Raw genomic sequence first — 20,467 nt, forward strand, 5'->3', positions numbered from 1 at the left:
ACGTGAAGAAAAAATGGGGAATGATGCTCTTGATCATCCTGCTGCTGTTAGGAGGGACGGGTACAATTATTTTACGGCAAAATAGCTTTGACATGGTCCAACGAGCGGTGCAAATAGATACGCCCCAAGGCAAATTGACGGGGGTGTTAACGTTTCCTGTGAAATACAGCGGCAAAGTGGGTTTAGTATTATTCATTCATGGCGACGGGCCGATCGACGCGACACACAACGACGGCTATAAACCGCTGTGGGAGCGGCTTGCTGGGCTTGGTTATGCTTCACTGTCGCTGGACAAGAGGGGAATCGGCGGATCGGAAGGCAGCTGGCTTGACCAGCGTATGGATGATCGGGTAGAGGAAGCACGGCAGGCGCTGGCGTGGGCGAGGCAGCAACCGGAAATCGACGCGAGTCGCATAGGCGTATGGGGCGCAAGTCAGGCAGGATGGGTTATTCCCAAGCTGGCTGGCCAAGAACGGCTAGCCTTCAGCATTCTGGTGTCTCCGGCAATCAACTGGCTGACGCAGGGAGAGTACAACACACGGAGTGAAATGGCTAAAGAAGGACGCCCCATGAATGAGATTGAGCAACAGGTTAAAGAGAATAACCAAATTAAGAAGCTGCTGCTCACAGGCAGTTCCTATGAAGAATATGTGTGCCTCGCTGGGCAAGAAGATGCCATGTCCAGAGAACGATGGAGATTCGTGAGCCGGAACTACACTTCCGATGCAACAAACGATATCTCGAATTTTGAGTCACCTGTCCTGCTAATGCTCGGCGATCAGGATATAAACGTCGACGTGCAGGAAACGGAGAGGGTTTACAGGGAACATGTATCACCATCTGAATTATTACGAGTCAAACTCCTACCAAACACAGAGCACTCCATGCTGTCCGTCTCTACGGCCGAATCACCGGCGCGTGCATTGTTGATCAGTTTGTTTGCACCCCGTAACATCACAGTGAAGGGGTATATGGATGAAATTGAGGATTTTCTGCGATCCATTACTCCAAATTAAACATGAACATCTTACTATGATAAAATGAATGCAGTTTGGATGATGGATAAGCGGAGGATAGAAGTATGAATAAAACGGAGCGGCATCTTGCAATTACCCTTGAGTTACAGCGCAGCAAAACGCTAAGGGCAGAAGATCTGGCTTCCCGGTTTGAGACAAGTGTACGAACGATATATCGGGATATGCAAGCACTAAGCGAAGCTGGGGTGCCAATAATAGGAGCACCTGGTCAGGGTTACTCACTAATGGAAGGATACTTTCTTCCCCCGGTTAGCTTTACAGCCGAAGAAGCCGTAGCCCTGCTCATGGGGGCAGATTTTATTGAACAGAGATTGGATCATACATACGCACATGAAGCCGAATCGGCTCAACGTAAAATTGAAGCTATTTTACCAGAATCCATTCGAAATGAATCTACTCGTGTTCGGGAAACTATGCGGCTCCTTCATGGAAGTGATCCATTAACTGGGGAGACGGTTAAAACGTACCTTATGCAAATACGTAGCGCCATTTTGGAAAAGCACAAGATTCGTTTTATGTACCGCAAAAAAATGCCGGGGGCAGACGGGAGTCGAAGCCATCTCCGGGAGGTTTCTCCGTATGGATTAACCCTTTTGCATGAACATTGGGTTTTAATCGCGCACTGCGATATGCGACAAGACATTCGTCATTTCCGACTGTCCCGTATGACGGAACTTCAAGTATTGGAGGATCACTTCCTTTTACCGGATAGTTTTGACTTAAGCAAATATCGGCCGTCTGATGATCGGAATGAACGGGTACTGATCAGGGCAAACCCTGAAATAGCAGACAAGATTATAGAGGGAGTCAACTTCTATATCGAAGCCATAGAGGATCATGTGGAAGGTGTGAATTTTCATTTTCGTGTCCGGCATACGGAAGAACTATTGCATCATTTGCTTGGCTGGGGTGGGGATATTCAAGTGATTGAGCCGGAGTCTCTGCGCTTGCGAATTCAAGAAGCTGCGAAAAATATCTTAAAACACTACTGACATACCCCTGTCAGTAGTGTTTTTTTATACTTTGATTATATCTAAGATGAAAAGGGGTTGCTGGAAGAATGAAAAACACACTTCATGTATTAAAATCTTTTGAAAATGCGGTAGAGAGGTATTTGGCTGAATTGAAACACCTGGATATAGAGCAATTACATAGAAAGACGGATGAGGAGGAATGGTCCATAGGACAGATGTATATGCATTTGATTCAATCAGCGCTCTTTATGCACCTGCCTAATATAAATCAATGTTTGGTTCACAGCGAACCTTCGGTAAATACGAATAAGGGAAAAACGGAGCTGGGGGAAAGCGTGTTCGAGCAAGAACAATTTCCGGCCATTCGTGTTAAAGTCCCTGCTTCACCGCAATACACTCCGAAGTCACCGGAGAACAAGGAGCAGCTGGTTGAAGGGCTGCATCAAGTCATCGCAGGAATGAGGGACATGGAAGCTGTTTTACGTCCATCGCCAGCAACGGATAAAGTCATTCACCCAAGACTTGGGGCACTGGACGCCCAGGAATGGTTTTTATTGATCGAAATGCATTACAGACATCACTTTTTGCAATTGGATCGTTTGAAGATGGAATTAGGCATTGGGCAGAGAGAAGGGGAAATCTAATGTCGGTTTTAACAAATCAGACAAGCAGATATTGGATTGGCGTTGTTTCTGCTTCTCATGTCCATACAGCCGTAGAAGGCGGATTTGCACAGTTGTGTCACGGCAAGGCAGTATCACTGCGTCTGATGTCCCCAGGTGATTGGCTGATATACTATTCTCCGCGCACAGACATGTCGACAGGGAAGCCACTCCAGGCATTTACCGCTATTGGCCAGGTGAAGGACAGCCCAGTCTACAAATATCAGATGACGGAATCATTTGTACCCTTCCGCCGGGATATCCGTTATGTTCCGTGTCGGGAAGTAAAGATTGCCTCTCTATTAAACGAACTCGACTTTACACGCGGAAATCGAAATTGGGGATTTACATTCCGCAAAGGACATTTTGAAATTGGGGCCGAAGATTTCATGACAATCGCTGCCTCCATGACTGATCATGAAGACTTTCAAATCTGTTAGGAATGAAGCTCAATTCTATTTTAAGTATTGCTTGCGAAATTGCAGCGGAGAAGAGCCGAATTCCTGTTTGAAGCAGGACGAAAAATACGGGGAATAACGGAAACCCACTTCCTCGGCGACCCGGTCAATGGACCAGTCGGTTGTGACCAGGAGGCGTTTGGCTCTCTCCAGCCGAAACTGCTGCAGATAATCGGATGGTGTACATCCGTATCTCGATTTCATGCATCGTACAATATAATTCGGATGAAAGTGCAGGGCGGTCGCGATAGCTTCATTCGTTATTTTCTCCCGATAGTTAGCTTGAAGGTAAGCTGCTGTCCGTTCAGCCAATCGGGAAGCTACCGAATCCGTTCGACCGAAACATTCTTCTTCAAGCAAGCCGAGCAGTTCTCCGAGAAGCTGCTGTTCCTGCCAAAAGGAAAGTGTAGACGGCTGGGTGAGCAGCTGTTCTACCATACCGAACACCGTACGTGAATCAGTCAAATGCATGTATTTAGGCAATCGCAGCGTGTAAGGGTTAATAAATGGCCTGGTTGTGTAAGGTGATGTATTGTTTTCCACTTCCTCAGCCACTGATGCATCCCGTCTTGGTGCATGCTCAAAGTGAACCCAGTAAAAAACGGTATCCTGATCGCAAGGTCGGATCGGATAATGTTCTCCATCAGGCAGCAGCAGCAGCATGTCTCCTTCAGTTAGTGTCCATTGTGATCCATTTTCGCCGATGTACATCTCTCCGCGGACAAGCATCAGCAAATCATACGCCCCGATGTTGCTGCGATGGGGATGCTGGTCCCCTCTTTTATACTCTGTCAGGCCCGATCCCAAATAATAGGGGAGTGGGGGCATATGAAGTTCTATCAAGTTGTCTTCACCCAGAATATTCGCCCCCTTTCGCTTGTGTCATATTTTATAGAAAATGGTTCATTCCATTCCTATTAAGACGGTTATACCAAGCATATAATTGAGTTCGTAAAGAGTCAATTAATATAGGAGGTACTACTGATGCAGACAACACAGGTTCATATCCGGGACTCATTTTGGGAAGATTATTCCACCCTGGTACGTCAAACAGTCATACCCTATCAATGGGAGGCATTAAATGATCGTATCGAAGGGGCGGAACCCAGTTACGCCATTCGCAATTTCCGAATTGCTGCCGGTCTGGAACAGGGAGAATTCGGCGGATGGGTGTTTCAGGATAGCGATTTATATAAATGGTTGGAAGCGGTTGCTTATTCGCTAAGGAGTCATCCTGATCCCGAATTGGAGAACACCGCAGATGGGGCAATCGAACTCATCGGGCAGGCTCAGCGGGATGACGGATATATCAATACTTATTTTACAATCAAGGAACCGGGCAAAGAGTGGACAAATATGTATGAGGCCCATGAGCTGTACTGTGCCGGACATCTGATCGAAGCTGCGGTGGCCTACGCTGACGCAACGGGCAAACGTAAGCTGCTGGACATTGCATGCCGTTTCGCTGACTTGATCGATAATCTCTTCGGTACGGGAGAGAACCAGAAACGGGCATACTGCGGGCACCAGGAGATTGAACTGGCTCTCGTCAAGTTATATCATGCAACCGGTGAGGAACGTTATTTAAATCTAAGCCAATATTTCATTGATGAGCGGGGCAGCAGCCCAAGTTATTTCATCCAGGAATGGGAACGGGGAGGCAGAACAAACATCTGGTCGCACGGTTCGCCGAATTTGGAAATGTACCAATCCCATCTTCCGGTACGGGAACAGACAGCAGCCGTTGGACACTCCGTTCGTGCCGTTTACATGTATACAGCCATGGCCGATCTCGCCCGATTGACGAAGGATGACAGCTTGCGAACGGCGTGCGAACGGCTGTGGGCCAATACAACTCGCAAACAGATGTACATTACAGGAGGCATCGGCGCGACACATTTGGGCGAGGCGTTCACTTTTGATTATGATCTGCCGAATGACGCGGTGTACGCGGAAACTTGTGCATCCATCGGACTGATCTTCTGGGCGCGCCGCATGCTTCGTCTCGAGGCGAAGAGTGAGTATGCGGACGTGATGGAACGTGCGCTGTACAATAACGTACTTGGCAGCATGTCCAAGGACGGCAAACACTTTTTCTATGTCAACCCGCTTGAAGTATGGCCAGAGGCCAGCTTGCGCAATCCGGACAAGCATCATGTGAAACCGGTCCGTCAGAAGTGGTTCGGCTGTTCCTGCTGCCCGCCAAACGTCGCCCGATTGCTCAGCTCGCTGAACGATTATATCTACGATGTCTCTCCAGAAGAGAATGTAGTTCATGTTCATTTATACATTGGCAGTACGGTAGAATTCACGTCTGCCGAAGGCCGGGCAGTCAAGCTGAGTCAACAATCCGAGCTTCCTTGGAACGGAAAAATCAACTTCAATATCTCACTTGCTCCAGACAGCTCCGATGGTGCTGCATTCACGCTTGCACTCAGAATTCCGAACTGGTTCCAGAGTGGGCAGCCGGTTTTGCGAGTGAATGGCGAAGACCAGGCATATACATTGAACAATGGTTATGCTCATATCCAACGACTTTGGATGGAAGGAGATTCATTGGAGTGGTTACTGCCACTTGAAACGCACTTGATTGAAGCTCATCCGCAGATTCGAGCTGATGCAGGCAAAGCAGCCATTCAGCGCGGACCACTTGTATATTGCGTGGAAGAGGCGGATAACGGAGCCCCGCTGGCTTCATTATCCATTGCAGAAGCAGCCAACTTAACAGAGCGCGATGCACCGAATTTACTTGGCGGCTGCGTTGTTGTCGAGGGCGACGGACTGACTACCGATGGGTCAGCATGGCCGGAGGATCAACTGTACCAACCGATTCGCAAACCTCGCATTCCGGTACGTTTTACCGCCATTCCTTATTATCTGTGGGGGAACCGTGAACCGGGTGAAATGAGCGTCTGGCTGCGCAGCTGAGCGTGGGTCATCGAAGCAACTGCATCGTTTGAAGAGATTGAATGGCAACTGAACATAACGCGTGGTTTCTATATTGGCAGGACAGAAAGTCCCTCGTATATATTAACGGGGGACTTCCGCCATGTCTGGCCTTCTCGAAACCCGGAAGCGGAGATGAATGCATGAAACCAGAACATGTACGAAGATCCCGTATCGAACGGATTACGCTCAAAAACCGAATTCTTTTCCTTTTTGCGGCCGTAGCCCTCATTCCTTTCCTCTTATCCTGCTACCTATCCTACCGAACAATCCATTCCATTTTGACGACCAAATTGCAATCCGGAATCCAAAGTAACCTCAAACAGGTGACTCTTTCCTTGGAAAACACGCTCAGCAACCTGAACCATGTATCTCAGCAGCTCGCCTTCGAGGGAAGCATTGGTAAACAACTGGAGCAGCTCATGCTTGCGGATCAACCATATGACCGCAGTTATTTAACCGACCAGATCAAAAATCAGCTGAACCTGATTGCGTTTACCAATCCCAATATCGGGCTATCGATGTATTATTTTCGTGAAGACGACACTTATCTCTTTGAAACCATGGGGGTGAAGGACTCATTCGATCCGGAGAAATTGCCGATCATGGCGAGTTATTACGGAATCACGTATTTCGGGCCTCATATCAGTAACGATAGGTTCAACGATCAATATGTTCTTTCCGCGCTGCGAAAGGTGGATCTGCCCGAACGGGAGGATGCCTATGTATACATTGAAACCGGGTTTAATCTAACACAGAGTATTCTTGATCTGGATGATGTCAGTAAAAACACGGCCCACCTCATTTTAGATAATCACGGACGCATCTCTTACAGTGAGTTAAGGGACGCTTTCCCTGAGAACGCAAAATTCCCAGTTTCGGGCCAGCTCTCCGAACCTTCTACAACTTCAGGAATCGCTTCGGGCTATTATTGGTACCAGCAATACAGCAACCAGGGATGGAGCGTTGTGTCGCTCGTGTCCAAGGCAGATTATGATCAGGAGAAAAACCGCTGGATCATGCAGATGGTTCTGTTAACCGTGTTATTCGCCGCAGTCAGCTTGGCTATCGGCTGGTTGTTGTGGAAAATGGTATATCGGCCGTTGTCCCAATTCCACCGGGAAATGAAGCAGATGCTGAACAGCAACTTCGACGTGGTCGAAGCGAACTCGCGCATACCTGAATTTGAAATGCTGCTGACACAATTTGGACGAATGAAGTCCCACATTGCAAGGTTATATTCCGAAGTGGAGTTAAAGGAGAAGCGCAGGGCAGACCTGGAAATTGAAAAGCTGCTCTACCAGATCAATCCGCATTTTCTGATGAATACGCTCGATACTGCGCACTGGCTGGCCGTCATGAATGGACAGGAGGAGATCGACCGGCTGGTTACTTCACTGAACAAGCTGCTGTATTACAATCTGCGCATGGGCGGACAGAGCTCAACCATACGGGAGGAGATTGATTCGCTCAAGCAGTATCTGATCCTGCAGCAGATTCGCTATAATTTTCAATTCGATGTTGGCATTCATATCGATGACAAGCTGCTTAACGTGCCCGTGCCGAGGTTTATTTTGCAGCCGCTTGTTGAAAATTCGCTGTACCATGGGCTGGATGACAAAGGAAGAATCGAAGTTGAAGTAAGCAGGCACAACAACCGGCTTGAAATTTCGATCAGAGACAACGGGAGGGGAATCTCCGAAGAAAAGATCAAAGCGCTGCTGGAACAAGAACAGGCCGAGCGTCATCGGGTCGGAATGGGGATTGGCATGAATTATGTCAAGCGCATGTTGGAGTCTTATTATGAAGGCCAAGCCAGTATGAACGTATCCAGCGAACCGGGGCAAGGAACCTGGATTGTCATTGAGCTGCCTATTCACTGTGAAGGAGAGGAAAAATCATGATTGACGTACTCATCGTCGATGACGATCAACTTGTGCGCAAAGGGCTTATGCTCGCCATGCCTTGGGACAGATTTGAAATGAGGATCGTTGGTGAAGCGGGAAACGGAGAGAAGGCGCTTGAATTTTTGTCTGAAAACCACGTCGATCTATTGATTACCGATCTGGCCATGCCGGTCATGTCAGGGATCGAGTTAATCCGCACCGCTCGTAAGCTATACCCGGATCTGCCAATTGCGGTTCTGACGCTTCATCAGGATTTTGAATACATTCAGGAGGCACTCCGTCTGGGCGCCATCGATTACATTGCCAAAGTACAGCTTGAGAAAGAGCGGTTCGAGGAAGTGCTTGGTCGCATTCATGACCGTATCCAGGCGGACAGGCGAAAACGGTTCAATGACGAAGCCATGATGGAATCCGGAAAGGATGCGTTATTTTATGGGGAGCAAGGAAAAGAAACTCAATCGTTCGGTGAGTCGCGCTGTGAACGTGAACGGTTCAAGTCATCAGTCCTTGAAGCAAGCGATGTGAGCGTTAAGGACAAGTTGCATTCGTTTCGCTGGGTTCATGAAGAGTCTTATATGGTTGAACTTTTAGATGATTTGAAAAAAATGAGATTGCCTGTCCCCCGATTGATGCAGTTGCTGTACGGTGTAACGGAAGACTGGAACCGCACGTTTAAAAACATCGTCAGCACGGAAATGACGACACCTGTTCATTTTGCATCATGGAACGATGTGGTGGAATGGATGGCGAACTTTCGTGCAGAAGCACTACGTTTATCGGGTGGACAGTATATTCGCAAGGAGGTCAGCAGCAGTATCATGACCGCTGTCAAAATCGTACATGACGAGCTGCAGAATCCGCTATTCGCCAGCGATGTATCGAGACGGGTCAACCTCAGCCGGAGTTATTTCAATCAATGTTTCAAGGAAATGATGGGTTATTCGTTTAACGAATACTTGCGCAAAATTCGGATCGACAAGGCGAAGGACTATCTGACTCAAACGGCCAAACCGATTGTCTGGATCGCGGAACATACGGGGTATGCGGACGAAAAATACTTCAGCCGGATTTTCCGTGAGCAGGTGGGCATGCTGCCAAGCGAGTACCGCAGTACACCAAGAAGAGGGTAGACGAATGGAGAGAAGGTAGGATGAATGAATTGTAAGCGTTAACAAAAACAGACGTTTCACCTCCTGTTCTTCGTTCGGTTCTCTATCCATAAACGTTTTCCGGCCGTGTTATATTGTTGGTGCTGGACGCGAAGGACATTCCATTTAAGGGGGAGCATCCATTTGGGTAAAAAAATGGTCATGGTGGCAATGATGCTGTTGCTCGCATTCACGAGCGCCTGCAGCGACACGGGCAACAAGGAGAATGAAACGGCGGAAAATAATACTAAGCCTGGCGTTGTTGAAGAAGGGCCGGCAGATCCATTCGGCAAGTACGATCAGACGATTACACTAAGATATGGCAAAGAGGTCGATCCGACAGACAAAAGTTTGCCTGCCGGGGATACTCCAGAGAACAACCAGTATTCCCGTTATGTGAAGGATAATCTGAATATTGATACAAAAGTCACCTGGCAGGCGGCTTCCGGAACGAACTATGAGCAGAAAGTAAACCTCGCGATTTCAAGCAATGATTTACCCGATGCGCTCGTGGTCAAGGATACCCAGCTGCGGGCGATGGTGAAGGCAGGCCAGCTGGAAGACCTGACCGATACCTTTAATCGATATGCTTCTCCAGCCATGAAAAGTTATATGGAGAAAACAAACGGTGTGTCTGCCGAGGCGGTTACATTTGACGGGAAAATGTACGCTATTCCCAGTATACAAGTACAATCCGATGGTGTTCACCAAATGTGGATACGCAAGGACTGGCTCGACAAGCTGGGACTTGAACCGCCCAAAACAATGGAGGAACTGGAGAACGTAGCGAAAGCATTCGTGGAACAAGACCCAGACGGCAACGGCAAGAACGATACGATTGGGATTGCAGGGCAGCAGAACGGCGGCCGGTTATATGCCAATTTCCTGGAATCAACGAACAACACGTACGGACTTGATCCAATCTTCGGGGCTTATAAGGCTTATCCTGGTTACTGGTTAAAAGACGATGCAGGTAACGCGGTCTACGGTTCCATTCTGCCAGAAACGAAGGAAGCGCTCGCCAAACTGCGCGACATGTATGCGAATGGGCTAATCGACAAGGAACTCGGCATTCGCAAAGCAGCGTCCGAGCCTGTAGTCAACGGTAATGCTGGTATTTTCTTCGCACCATGGTGGATGGGATATGGACCTCTTCCCGATGCGATTAAAAACGATCCGAAAGCCAACTGGCAGGCATACTTGCTGCCGCTGGATGCTGATGGACAATTTAATGCTCACATGGGCGCTCCTTCTACCGTATTTGTTGTCGTGCGCAAAGGATATGAACATCCCGAAGCGGTCATCAAAATGCTGAATCTGCTCATTCGTGATGAATCGAAATTTGATATCTCTGTGCCTGTAGGTCACTATCCACTGCGTGTACCGATGTCCTATATGGATGAGAGCGAATTTTCAGCGAAAGCTTTGCAGGAAGTACTTGCCGGCACGAAAAAACCGGAAGACTTTACCGATCCGGGCTACAAACTGCTTGCTGCAGACATTCAGAACGTCAAAAAGGTGAAGAAAGAGCCGTATGACAAGATGGACATCCAGTATTGGGATCCTCAGGCTGACCTTGGCGTATGGAGCCGTATCTATTCACTGCTGGTCGGATCATCATCCTTGCAGCAGGACTACAACAAGGTATATAGCCTTCTCTATTCCCAGACCCGCACCATGGAAAGCCGCTGGTCCAATTTGAAGAAGCTGGAGGATGAAACCTTCCTAAAAATCATCATGGGAGCTGCACCTCTGGATACGTTCGATACGTTTGTCAGCGATTGGAAAAAGCAAGGCGGCGACAAAATCACTGAGGAAGTGAAGGAGTACGTCAAGTAGGCAGCTGTCCAGAGCGCCGGGTCAGTCATCCGGCGCTTCTTCTTGAGAAGATCAGGGATGGGAGATTGCGGAGGAGGAACACCGGATGCGAAACCGAAGTTTCATCAAACATTACTACATTATGTTATTGCCCGGATTTGTATGGCTGCTGTTCATCAGCATCATTCCCATGTTCGGGATTGCCATTGCCTTTCAGGACTTTAACCCGGGCCAGGGCATTTGGAAATCGACCTGGATCGGGCTGGAGAACTTCGAATATATGTTTAGCCTGAACGATACCAAGACCATTTTCTTCAATACCGTGTACATTGCCGTTATGAAAATTGCGGGTAACCTGATTGTGCCGTTAGTCTTTGCGATCATGTTGAATGAAATGCGTCTTATGGTGGTTAAGCGCTGGGTTCAAACGATCGTGTACCTTCCGCACTTTTTGTCCTGGGTTATCCTGTCAGGCATATTGCTCGACGTGTTTTCGTACACGGGTCCGGTCAACGGATTACTGAACTTCGTGGGGATTGAACCGGTGTTGTTCTTCGCCCGTGCAGACTTGTTCCCATTTATTGTCGTAGGCAGTGATGTATGGAAGGAGTTCGGCTTCAACACGATCATCTACTTGGCTGCACTTACGGGCATCAGTCCATCCCTGTACGAAGCCGCTTCAATTGACGGAGCAACCCGGGTGCGGAGAATCTGGCATGTGACGCTGCCTGGCTTGCGTACTACAATTGTGCTTTTGGCAGTATTAAGCCTGGGGAATGTACTGAACGCAGGTTTTGATCAGATTTTCAACCTGTACAACCCGCTGCTCTACTCCACGGGTGACATTATCGATACTTGGGTATACCGCGAAGGGTTGCTAAACATGCAGTATGGACTTGCAACCGCAGTTGGGTTGCTAAAATCGGTGGTCAGTTTTGTTCTAATTATCGTTTCGTATCTGCTGGCTTCGAAGTTCGCCAATTACCGAATATTCTGATAAGGAGAAGGAGTCGAGCGAGATGATAAGAGAAACAACGCTGCGATCCAGGGTGTTCGATGTCACGCTTCTGGTTGTGCTGCTCCTGATTGCATTCCTGTGCATACTGCCTCTCTGGTATACACTGGCCGTGTCTCTAAGTGAAAAATCAGCGGCGGCAGCCGGAAAAGTATGGTTATGGCCCGTTGGCTTCAACTTCAATTCATATCAACAAATTATCGGCGACCGTTCCTTTTTCAATTCCTTCTGGATTTCCATTCAGCGGGTTGTGCTTGGTGCGACAATCACGTTTGTGGTGACCACGATGATGGCTTATCCGCTCTCACGAAGCCCACGCGAATTCCGGATGCGCAATGTATTCATGTGGATTCTCGTGTTCACACTGCTGTTCAACGGCGGACTGATTCCATGGTACATGACGGTGAAGGCGATAGGGCTGTATGATACCATCTGGGCACTTGTTCTTGGCGGTGGAGTGCCGGTATTTAACGTCATTCTGATCGTGAACTATTTCCGTAATCTGCCCAAGGAACTGGACGAGGCTGCGCTTGTGGACGGGGCCGGCCCTTGGCGAATGTTAATCACCATTTATGTACCGCTGGCCGTACCGGTACTGGCTACGGTCACATTGTTCACCATCGTCTACCATTGGAATGAGTTCTTCCATGGATTGGTGCTGACTTCAGGGCAGGATCATTATCCGCTGCAAACGTTAATCCAGCAATTCGTTGTGGTCATCGACGCGTCCAACATGACGGAAGATCAATATAAACGGATGAATGAGTTGTCTAATCAAACCCTAAATGCCGCAAAAATTTTCATTGCCATGCTTCCTGTACTTATTGTTTATCCGTTCCTTCAGCGGTTTTTCATTCACGGTATTACACTGGGTTCGGTGAAGGAGTAATTGAATAGGACATGGCCTGAGAACAAACGAATATCGTGACAGAATAGGTCTGTAGTCGATTATGTCGATACGGACCTATTTTTATTAAAGCGTTCAGTTAACTTGAGCTGCTCCGAACCAATTTTACTACTGCATTCAGGCTGTCTCTGAATGGCGAATGTGGAGTCGTGAAATTAACAACCCGTTTACATGAACATGAAACAAAAGAAATATTTCAGCTTTAACATTTAAGATGACAAACGAGGGAATGAGGACTGAATCATGAAGAACTATCCGATCATCGCCTCCATTACGGTTGATGAACAGATTGCACAGGCTATAGCAAGCGATGTGAAGCGAGTTATTCTGATGACAGGAAACATTACGAATCTTGGCTCCATCATAGACAGGTTGCATCAAAGCGGCAAACAGGCATATGTACATACCGAGATGGTATCCGGGATTGGACGAGATGCCTCGGCCATTCAATATCTTGCCGATGTGTTCAAAGTTGATGGTATCGTGACAACGAAGAGTAATGCGGTTTCTGCGGCCAAGCAAGCAGGCATACGGAGCATTCAGCGAATATTTGCCATTGATTCAGCAGCCATTGAGACTGCAGTTCGAATGATTAAGAGCTACAAACCTGATGAGGTTGAACTGATGCCGGGGCTGATGCCGCGAGTCATCGAAGAGCTGAATGAACGCATCACACAGCCGTTAATTGTTGGTGGGCTGATCCGGCATGAGGAAGAGATACAGCAAGCCCTAAAGAGTGGGGCAGATTATGTTTCGATAGGCCATGAGAAATTCTGGGCTTAATTTTCATACATTTATCCTTGGGTGGAGACGACGAGAAAACCCGGTGGTAAGTAAATCAATACAACCTTGATGTTGAAGGAGGGTGATTTGCTGCTGGGTTTTTTGTGTTGTCCAAAAAAATAACAGGAGGTAATTGAGCATGATTATTCAAGGAGTTGCTCATCGAGGCTATCCAAAGAAATATCCTGAAAATACGTTGTCATCCTTTTTAAAAGCGGTAGAACTTGGGTTCACACATCTCGAACTGGATGTACATCTCAGCAAAGATGGTATCCCGGTTGTCATTCATGATCATACGGTTGACCGCATGACGAATGGAACGGGCAGAGTAGCTGATTATTCAGCTTCGGAGCTGCAATCGTTCCACATAAAACAAGATGAGCACATACCAACTCTTGAAGAGGTGCTTCGAGCTTTGAAGGGGAAAATGGGACTTAATATCGAGCTTAAGCAGATGGGTGCCTACTATCCTCATCTGGAGGAGAAAGTACTTGAAGTGATTAAGGAATTCAACATGCTGGATCAGGTCGTCATTACGTCATTTGATTTTGACGCCTTGGAGAGAATCAGACAATTATCTAGTGAGGTACGCATCGGTCTGATTACCTTTGGTTGTTCGAAGGCTATTCTTGACTGGTCTGTAGAGATGGGAGCGACGTTCTTGTCCATGCACTACGCTTTTGTGACCGAGCATTATATTCATCGATGTCAAGAGCTGGGGATTCAACTGATGGCCTGGACTATTAACGAGACTTCCATCATGAAGAAATTTCAGGATTACCCGTCCGTGTGGGTCTGTACAGACGAGCTCGAATCCTTCAGGGATGTGTTGGAGCTGTCCAGCTCAGTATGAGTGGGCAAGGGTAAGGTTATGGAAAATGTGTATGATTACGATGCGTATTGCTTCGATCTAGACGGAACGATATATGTTAGCCAGATGATCCTTCCTGGCGTAAACAGCTTCATAAGCAGCTTGAGATCACAAGGCAAGCGTCTGTTGTTCTTAACGAATACTCCCGTACATACCAGGGAGGAATGCTACAAAAGGCTGCTGAGCCTGGGTGTACCATGCGAGCTTGACGAAATTCTGACCGCGGGATACGTGTCAGGGATGTATTTTGCAGAGTATGCGCCTGATGCCAGGGTACTGGTTGTAGGTGAAGAGGCTTTGCGGAGTGAACTTCGAGCGATCGGGATCACTATGACGGAAGATCCAACTCATTCAACGCATGTATTAGTCGGAATGGATCGGCAGTTCCATTACGATAAGCTTCATCTGGCGGCAAAAGCAGTTCGTCATGGAGCAGTTCTCATGGCAACGAATCCGGACAGCTGCTGTCCCGTCCAGGGAGACATCATTCCGGACACCGGCTCGATTTTAAGCTCGATTGAGGCAGCCAGCCAGCAGAAAGCATCGGTCGTGATTGGTAAACCTTCCCGTTACTACGCAGAGAAGGCACTCCAGCTTTTGAATGTGAACAAAAGCAGTTGCCTCATGATAGGTGATCGGTTGGAAACAGACATTTTATTTGGTCAGCAGAATGGAATGAAGACGGCTCTCGTGCTTACAGGTATTTCCTCAAGAGAGGATATCCAGGAGACAGGAATCCTTCCAGACTATATATGGTCTTCTTTCAACGAATGCATCATGGAGCAGGATAACCAATACGAGCATTCAACGGAGTTAAAGGTGAAGAGGACTTAAATAGCAATACGTATCGAAAAAATGATGGAGGTGGAGTTCATGCGTTTAGCGTTACTTGGTGATTATCACTATTCAAGCATGAGTCACGGAACGGAAGAGATGAAAGCTGCAAGAGTTCGTGCATATGAACATATGCTCAAGGCTTTTTTGGAGGTAGAGGCGGACTTTCATATCTCCATTGGGGATTTGACGCATGAAGGAACGGCTCAGGAATTCCGATCGATTTTCTCCTTCCTTTCCAGGAGTGAACGGAACTTCATTCATGTGCTTGGCAATCATGACACGTATTCGATACCGAAGCATGAAATCTCCAAATTAACAGGTCAAGATCGCTATCGGGCGATTGACACGCCTCATGCCAAGCTGATTTTTCTGGACACGACCCAGGAAATGAATCCTGCAGATTGGGGAGGGGAGCTGGACGAAGAGCAGCTGACATGGCTCAAAGAAGAGCTTAACAATTCACTTGATAGGCAAGTACTTCTCTTCGGGCACCATCCAGTATTTGATACCACTGCACGCTCGACACTCGATAAGCTGTACATTCGTCCACAGGATGAACTGAAGAGCATATTCAATAATCAACCGGAAGGCGGCGTCTATTTCTGCGGACATAATCACATAAACTCCATTGTGAAGCAGGGGAAGTGGCACTATGTTCAGACCGCAGCTTGCCTTGACGTTCCGGCATACCGTGTTATCGAAGTCCATGAGGGGCAGGTAGAGATAACTCACCATCCGATACAGGGGGCGGGTCTCCTCGATGATATTCAGAGCTTTTGCTGTGATATGCCAGGCTTTGGCCCTGTCGCTGGTGCATTAGGAGAAGAAAGTGACCTTATTTTATCCGTTCAATTCGCATCGGCCGCTCAATAAATGAAAGAGGAGGGAAGCTCATGGCACAAATTGTGTTGAAGCAGATTGAAAAAAGCTTCAAGCAGGATAAAGTCATTGAGGGTCTGGATCTGACCATTGAGGATGGTTCCTTTACGGTATTGGTCGGCCCATCTGGCTGTGGAAAATCGACGACACTACGCATGATCGCAGGGCTCGAGAAAGAAACGGGCGGAGAAATTTGGATCGGAGATCAATGTGTCAATGGTGTAGAACCAGGCAAGCGCAATGTGGCCATGGTATTTCAGAACTATGCTTTGTATCCAATGATGACAGTCAAGGAGAACATCGAGTTCGGACTCGTAAATCGCAAGGTCCCCCGGCCCGAACGCGAGCGCCTCGTTAAGGAAATCACAGAGGTTGTCGGTCTGGCAGAGTACCTGCATAAGAAGCCGCAAGCTCTGTCTGGAGGTCAGCGCCAGCGGGTTGCCTTGGCTCGGGCCATGGTGAAGAGTCCTGCGGTCTTTCTGATGGACGAGCCATTGTCGAATCTCGATGCCAAACTTCGTCATCAAATGCGAACGGAGTTAATTCAGCTTCACAAACGGCTAGGCGCAACCTTTGTCTTTGTTACACATGATCAGGTTGAGGCGATGTCGATGGGAGATCGTATCGTCATCATGAACAAAGGACTGATTCAACAAGCAGATGGTCCAATGAAAATCTACGACGATCCCGATAATGTGTTCACAGCCCAGTTTATTGGTACACCGCCGATGAATGTGATTGATCGTGAACGTATCCTGCCATACTTGAATGGGCAGCTGCATGATAATATTGGGCAGGTTGGTTTCAGGCCGGAGAAAGCAACAATGACACTTGAGAACCGCGCGCAGTCCGGACTTGTTCATTTCCCGGGCCGGATCATGACACGTGAGACACTAGGTGCAGAAATCATCTATCAACTGGATTCCGCGCTTGGACTTGTGTCTGTGAAGAGTTTTTTGAAGCCGCTGGAGTCAGCTTCCGAGGTGAACATCACGGTCTCCATGCAGGACCTGTACTACTTCGATCGGAACGGAGTCCGTGCTCGTCAGCATGAGAGATCCGCAGAGAGAGAGCTCATTGTCCTGGGAGGGAAATATTCATGACCGTTTGGTCCAGATTTCGTCCCTATGTCATGGTGGCTCCCTCTATCGTGATATTTTCGATCTTTTTCATCTATCCGATCTTCTATATGATTTTCCTCAGTTTTTACAACTGGGACTTCATTAATCCGGTCAAGGAGTTTGTAGGCTTCAACAACTTTGCCGAGTTATTTAAGGATAGTGCGTTTCTTCAGGTCCTGAGCAATTCCTTGAACTATACGCTTCTTTCCGTATCCTTATCCATTGTGATTTCACTACTGCTAGCCATATGGCTGAATCGGGAAGGCGCATGGTATGGGTTTGTTCAGGGTGCGCTATTTAGTCCACATATTGTTTCTCTTGTATCTGTATCCCTGGTGTGGATGTGGCTGATGGATCCCAAATTCGGTTTGCTTAACGGTTTGCTGGACATGGTTGGCTTGCCCAAGCTGGAATGGCTCAGCAGTCCTGACAGTTCATTACTGTCACTTGTCCTTGTTTCGGTCTGGAAGGGCGTGGGTTATAACGCGCTCATCTTCATCGCTGGACTTCAAAGCATTCCAAAGGATGTGTATGAAGCTTCAGCTCTGGACGAGGCCAGTTGGTGGCGGAAGTTCTACAAGATTACGTTGCCAATGCTCTCACCGACCCTTTTTTTCCTAATTATCATTAATCTGATCAGTTCGTTCCAGGTATTCGAAACCATAGCCATCATGACTAATGGAGGTCCAATCAATTCAACGAACACGCTCGTCTTTTATATCTACGAATATGGATTCCGCTACTTCAAGATCGGTTACGCTTCGGCAGCTGGAGTTATCCTGCTTGTTGTCGTTGGTTTGCTTACATTAGTCTACTTCAAGCTGCTAAGCCGCAAGGTTCACTACCAATAGAAAGGAGCAAGGCAATATCATGGCAAGAAAGTCAATTCTGCGTACTCTGAACGTCACGGCCACGATCGTCCTGGTTGCGATTTTTGCTATCCCTTTTCTATGGATGATCTCAACATCATTGAAGTCGTATCCGGAGACCGTGATCTTTCCACCCCAATGGATCCCCTCCAAGGTGATGTGGAGCAATTTCCAGGCGGCATGGGAATCGGGACCTTTCTTGAAATATTTAATGAACAGTGTTGTCGTATCCATCAGTATCCTTCTTCTTCAATTTACGACCATTATATTGGCTGCCTATGCGTTTGCCAGATACTCCTTCAAAGGAGACAAGCTGTTATTTGGAATTACGATGGTCACTTTAATGATTCCAGGTCAGCTCATCTTTTTGCCCGTGTATTTGTTACTCAGCAAGTGGGGACTCATTAACAATTTGCTGGCACTTATTCTGCCCTTCGCTTCAAGCGCGTTTGGGATCTTCATGCTCAGGCAGTCATTCAAGCAGGTACAGGAAGAACTTATTGAAGCCGCACGGCTTGATCAGACACCTGAATGGAAGATCATCCTTAGGATTATGGTGCCGATGGCCCGTCCGACGCTGGTAACCTTCGCATTATTCAGTTTTATTGCACACTGGAACGATTATTTTTGGCCGCTTGTGATGACCACCTCGGATGCAGCCAGAACACTTCCGATTGGGATTTCCAAGCTTCGCGAGGTGGACGGAGGAGCGGCATGGCACATTTTGATGGCTGGAAACATGATTTTGGTCGTTCCGATTCTAATTGTTTTCTTATTTGGACAACGGCAAATTATTAAAGCATTCGTATATTCCGGTGTGAAATAATTCAATTCTTAATTTATGGGAGGGTTTATTCATGAAAAAATTTGGTTCGCTTTTGTTGGCAGGAACGCTTGCACTTGCTTTAGCTGGTTGTGGTGATTCCAATTCCGCAGTTTCAACTGATAATGCTGCTGCTTCTGGGAATTCGAATGGTGCGGCGAGTAAACCGGTCGAGATTACATATTGGTATTCATGGGGGGACAAGATTGCCGAGAACAATGAGAACCTGGTGAAAATGTTTAATGAATCCCAGGATGAAGTGATTGTGAAGGCCGAATATCAGGGATCGTATGCAGATCAGCATTCCAAGGCACAGGCAGCTTTTGCAGCGGGCAATGCTCCCGAAGTATGGCAAAATGAAATTGCTTCGGTTGGTGTATTTGCCGAATCCGGCATGACACAGGAGTTGACTTCTTTTGTAGAGAAGGATCAGCTTGATATGGATGATTTCATTCCAGGTCTGATGGGGAATTCCTACGTGAATGACAAGCTGTATGCTCTGCCTTATTTACGCAGTACACCTATCCTGTACTTCAACCGTACGATGCTGGAGGAGGCAGGACTTGATCCTGCAGGACCGAAGAATTGGACTGAATTTGAAGATTATGCACGCAAGCTAACGATTAAGGATCAGCGCTATGGCATCTCGATGCCTGTCGATATTTGGTTCTATGAAGCTTTTGTGAGACAGAGCGGAGGAACGATGATTAGTGAGGATGGGAAAAGTGCAGCATTCAATAATGAAACGGGAATTGCACCTGTGAAGTTGTGGCTGAAGATGAAGGATGAAGGCATCATGAGCATCGGTACGACGGATGATGCGGGTACGCAAGCCAAGACCGATTTCCACAATCAGCGTTCAGCGATGCTGTTCGCTTCCACTGCAGACTTGACCAATAATATGAAGGTTGCAGAAGAGCAGGGCTTTGAACTTGGAACAACATTTATGCCTGCGAATGATACGTTTGGTGTACCAACGGGTGGTGCCAACCTGGTGATGACCTCTGGCCTGTCCCCCGAAAAGCAGGAAGCGGCGTGGAAGTTTATCAAGTGGATGACCTCGAAAGAGCAAACGATCTATGCGAGCTCCTTCACGGGATATTTACCTAGCCGAATCAGCGCGGTGGAAAGTGATGAAATGAAGAAGCTCTATGAAGAAAAGCCGCTGTTCAAAGTAGCGGTGGACCAACTGGAATATGCAGGTCCTCGTCCGATGCAGAAGGTTTATCCTGAGATTGGTGAGATGATTAAGGATGAGATCCTTCGTGCGGTTGTTGATTCCTCCGTTACGGCAGAGGCAGCAATAGCCGAAGCTGCGAAGAAGGCAGATACCTTGCTAAGTAAGTAGAACAATGATGATAGTGCAAAGGGGTTAGAAGGTAATTTTCCGCTAGCCCCTTTGTTATGTCCCA

At 47.6% G+C, this 20,467-nt stretch carries 19 protein-coding genes; 18 read left to right on the plus strand and 1 reads right to left on the minus strand.

The genetic code is table 11. From position 1 onward, the window contains the following. Positions 1 to 2 precede the first annotated feature (2 nt). From CHH60_RS01510 to CHH60_RS01525, 4 genes are all read left to right on the plus strand, one after another. Positions 3 to 1,016: an alpha/beta hydrolase family protein gene (locus tag CHH60_RS01510; protein WP_095357547.1), complete on the plus strand. Its 1,014-nt coding sequence runs from the start codon at positions 3 to 5 to the stop codon at positions 1,014 to 1,016. Between the two features lie 65 nt (positions 1,017 to 1,081). Beyond that, positions 1,082 to 2,029 (plus strand): helix-turn-helix transcriptional regulator, encoded by a 948-nt coding sequence (locus tag CHH60_RS01515; RefSeq protein WP_095357548.1) that lies wholly within the window; start codon positions 1,082 to 1,084, stop codon positions 2,027 to 2,029. Between the two features lie 68 nt (positions 2,030 to 2,097). Next, entirely contained in the window at positions 2,098 to 2,655 is a 558-nt protein-coding gene (locus CHH60_RS01520) for a DinB family protein (RefSeq protein WP_095357549.1), read from the plus strand. Next, positions 2,655 to 3,113, plus strand: a complete 459-nt coding sequence (locus CHH60_RS01525; protein WP_095357550.1) for an EVE domain-containing protein — start codon at positions 2,655 to 2,657, stop codon at positions 3,111 to 3,113. The genes CHH60_RS01520 and CHH60_RS01525 overlap by 1 nt, the downstream gene beginning before the upstream one ends. Before the next feature lie 15 nt (positions 3,114 to 3,128). On the opposite strand, the gene CHH60_RS01530 is transcribed toward CHH60_RS01525, so the two are convergent. Next, entirely contained in the window at positions 3,129 to 3,974 is an 846-nt protein-coding gene (locus tag CHH60_RS01530; RefSeq protein WP_255247763.1) for a helix-turn-helix domain-containing protein, read from the minus strand. Positions 3,975 to 4,115: 141 nt separating this feature from the next. Here CHH60_RS01530 and CHH60_RS01535 point away from each other — a divergent pair, with 141 nt between their 5' ends. The 14 genes from CHH60_RS01535 (at position 4,116) to CHH60_RS01600 (ending at position 20,403) form a co-directional block, all read left to right on the plus strand. Next, complete coding sequence (locus tag CHH60_RS01535; RefSeq protein WP_095357552.1) at positions 4,116 to 6,059, plus strand: glycoside hydrolase family 127 protein; 1,944 nt, start codon at positions 4,116 to 4,118, stop codon at positions 6,057 to 6,059. Between the two features lie 161 nt (positions 6,060 to 6,220). Continuing rightward, entirely contained in the window at positions 6,221 to 7,981 is a 1,761-nt protein-coding gene (locus tag CHH60_RS01540; protein ID WP_095357553.1) for a sensor histidine kinase, read from the plus strand. Next, entirely contained in the window at positions 7,978 to 9,114 is a 1,137-nt protein-coding gene (locus CHH60_RS01545) for a response regulator transcription factor (RefSeq protein WP_095357554.1), read from the plus strand. Before CHH60_RS01540 ends, CHH60_RS01545 begins: the two co-directional genes overlap by 4 nt. A 174-nt stretch (positions 9,115 to 9,288) precedes the next feature. Further along, entirely contained in the window at positions 9,289 to 10,971 is a 1,683-nt protein-coding gene (locus CHH60_RS01550) for an extracellular solute-binding protein (RefSeq protein ID WP_095357599.1), read from the plus strand. 85 nt (positions 10,972 to 11,056) lie between these two features. Next, entirely contained in the window at positions 11,057 to 11,947 is an 891-nt protein-coding gene (locus tag CHH60_RS01555) for an ABC transporter permease (RefSeq protein WP_095357555.1), read from the plus strand. Between the two features lie 22 nt (positions 11,948 to 11,969). Beyond that, positions 11,970 to 12,854, plus strand: coding sequence for a carbohydrate ABC transporter permease (locus tag CHH60_RS01560; protein WP_095286647.1), 885 nt, complete (start codon positions 11,970 to 11,972; stop codon positions 12,852 to 12,854). A gap of 261 nt (positions 12,855 to 13,115) precedes the next feature. Next, positions 13,116 to 13,655 (plus strand): glycerol-3-phosphate responsive antiterminator, encoded by a 540-nt coding sequence (locus tag CHH60_RS01565; protein WP_095357556.1) that lies wholly within the window; start codon positions 13,116 to 13,118, stop codon positions 13,653 to 13,655. Between the two features lie 139 nt (positions 13,656 to 13,794). Further along, positions 13,795 to 14,508, plus strand: coding sequence for a glycerophosphodiester phosphodiesterase (locus CHH60_RS01570; protein WP_255247765.1), 714 nt, complete (start codon positions 13,795 to 13,797; stop codon positions 14,506 to 14,508). Next, positions 14,509 to 15,360 (plus strand): HAD-IIA family hydrolase, encoded by an 852-nt coding sequence (locus CHH60_RS01575; RefSeq protein WP_369680169.1) that lies wholly within the window; start codon positions 14,509 to 14,511, stop codon positions 15,358 to 15,360. 39 nt (positions 15,361 to 15,399) lie between these two features. Beyond that, positions 15,400 to 16,236 carry a metallophosphoesterase family protein gene (locus CHH60_RS01580; protein WP_176475929.1) on the plus strand — a complete coding sequence of 279 codons (837 nt, stop codon included), beginning with the start codon at positions 15,400 to 15,402 and terminating at the stop codon, positions 16,234 to 16,236. Positions 16,237 to 16,256: 20 nt separating this feature from the next. Then, positions 16,257 to 17,345, plus strand: coding sequence for an ABC transporter ATP-binding protein (locus tag CHH60_RS01585; RefSeq protein WP_095357560.1), 1,089 nt, complete (start codon positions 16,257 to 16,259; stop codon positions 17,343 to 17,345). Continuing rightward, complete coding sequence (locus tag CHH60_RS01590; RefSeq protein WP_095357561.1) at positions 17,342 to 18,214, plus strand: carbohydrate ABC transporter permease; 873 nt, start codon at positions 17,342 to 17,344, stop codon at positions 18,212 to 18,214. The genes CHH60_RS01585 and CHH60_RS01590 overlap by 4 nt, the downstream gene beginning before the upstream one ends. A 19-nt stretch (positions 18,215 to 18,233) precedes the next feature. Further along, a complete protein-coding gene (locus tag CHH60_RS01595) occupies positions 18,234 to 19,058 on the plus strand; it encodes a carbohydrate ABC transporter permease (protein WP_095357562.1) in 825 nt (274 codons plus the stop codon). Between the two features lie 31 nt (positions 19,059 to 19,089). Then, entirely contained in the window at positions 19,090 to 20,403 is a 1,314-nt protein-coding gene (locus CHH60_RS01600; protein WP_095357563.1) for an ABC transporter substrate-binding protein, read from the plus strand. Positions 20,404 to 20,467 lie beyond the last annotated feature (64 nt).

The sequence above is a fragment of the Paenibacillus sp. 7523-1 genome (genome assembly GCF_002276415.1).
Classification (GTDB): domain Bacteria; phylum Bacillota; class Bacilli; order Paenibacillales; family Paenibacillaceae; genus Paenibacillus; species Paenibacillus illinoisensis_A.

Coding starts and splice junctions, on each gene's coding strand:
- CHH60_RS01585 (WP_095357560.1), top strand. CDS start 16,257: ATGGCACAAATTGTGTTGAAGCAGATTGAAAAAAGCTTCAAGCAGGAT.
- CHH60_RS01525 (WP_095357550.1), top strand. CDS start 2,655: ATGTCGGTTTTAACAAATCAGACAAGCAGATATTGGATTGGCGTTGTT.
- CHH60_RS01580 (WP_176475929.1), top strand. CDS start 15,400: ATGCGTTTAGCGTTACTTGGTGATTATCACTATTCAAGCATGAGTCAC.
- CHH60_RS01595 (WP_095357562.1), top strand. CDS start 18,234: ATGGCAAGAAAGTCAATTCTGCGTACTCTGAACGTCACGGCCACGATC.
- CHH60_RS01550 (WP_095357599.1), top strand. CDS start 9,289: ATGGTCATGGTGGCAATGATGCTGTTGCTCGCATTCACGAGCGCCTGC.
- CHH60_RS01535 (WP_095357552.1), top strand. CDS start 4,116: ATGCAGACAACACAGGTTCATATCCGGGACTCATTTTGGGAAGATTAT.
- CHH60_RS01545 (WP_095357554.1), top strand. CDS start 7,978: ATGATTGACGTACTCATCGTCGATGACGATCAACTTGTGCGCAAAGGG.
- CHH60_RS01540 (WP_095357553.1), top strand. CDS start 6,221: ATGAAACCAGAACATGTACGAAGATCCCGTATCGAACGGATTACGCTC.
- CHH60_RS01565 (WP_095357556.1), top strand. CDS start 13,116: ATGAAGAACTATCCGATCATCGCCTCCATTACGGTTGATGAACAGATT.
- CHH60_RS01515 (WP_095357548.1), top strand. CDS start 1,082: ATGAATAAAACGGAGCGGCATCTTGCAATTACCCTTGAGTTACAGCGC.
- CHH60_RS01600 (WP_095357563.1), top strand. CDS start 19,090: ATGAAAAAATTTGGTTCGCTTTTGTTGGCAGGAACGCTTGCACTTGCT.
- CHH60_RS01555 (WP_095357555.1), top strand. CDS start 11,057: ATGCGAAACCGAAGTTTCATCAAACATTACTACATTATGTTATTGCCC.
- CHH60_RS01590 (WP_095357561.1), top strand. CDS start 17,342: ATGACCGTTTGGTCCAGATTTCGTCCCTATGTCATGGTGGCTCCCTCT.
- CHH60_RS01520 (WP_095357549.1), top strand. CDS start 2,098: ATGAAAAACACACTTCATGTATTAAAATCTTTTGAAAATGCGGTAGAG.
- CHH60_RS01560 (WP_095286647.1), top strand. CDS start 11,970: ATGATAAGAGAAACAACGCTGCGATCCAGGGTGTTCGATGTCACGCTT.
- CHH60_RS01570 (WP_255247765.1), top strand. CDS start 13,795: ATGATTATTCAAGGAGTTGCTCATCGAGGCTATCCAAAGAAATATCCT.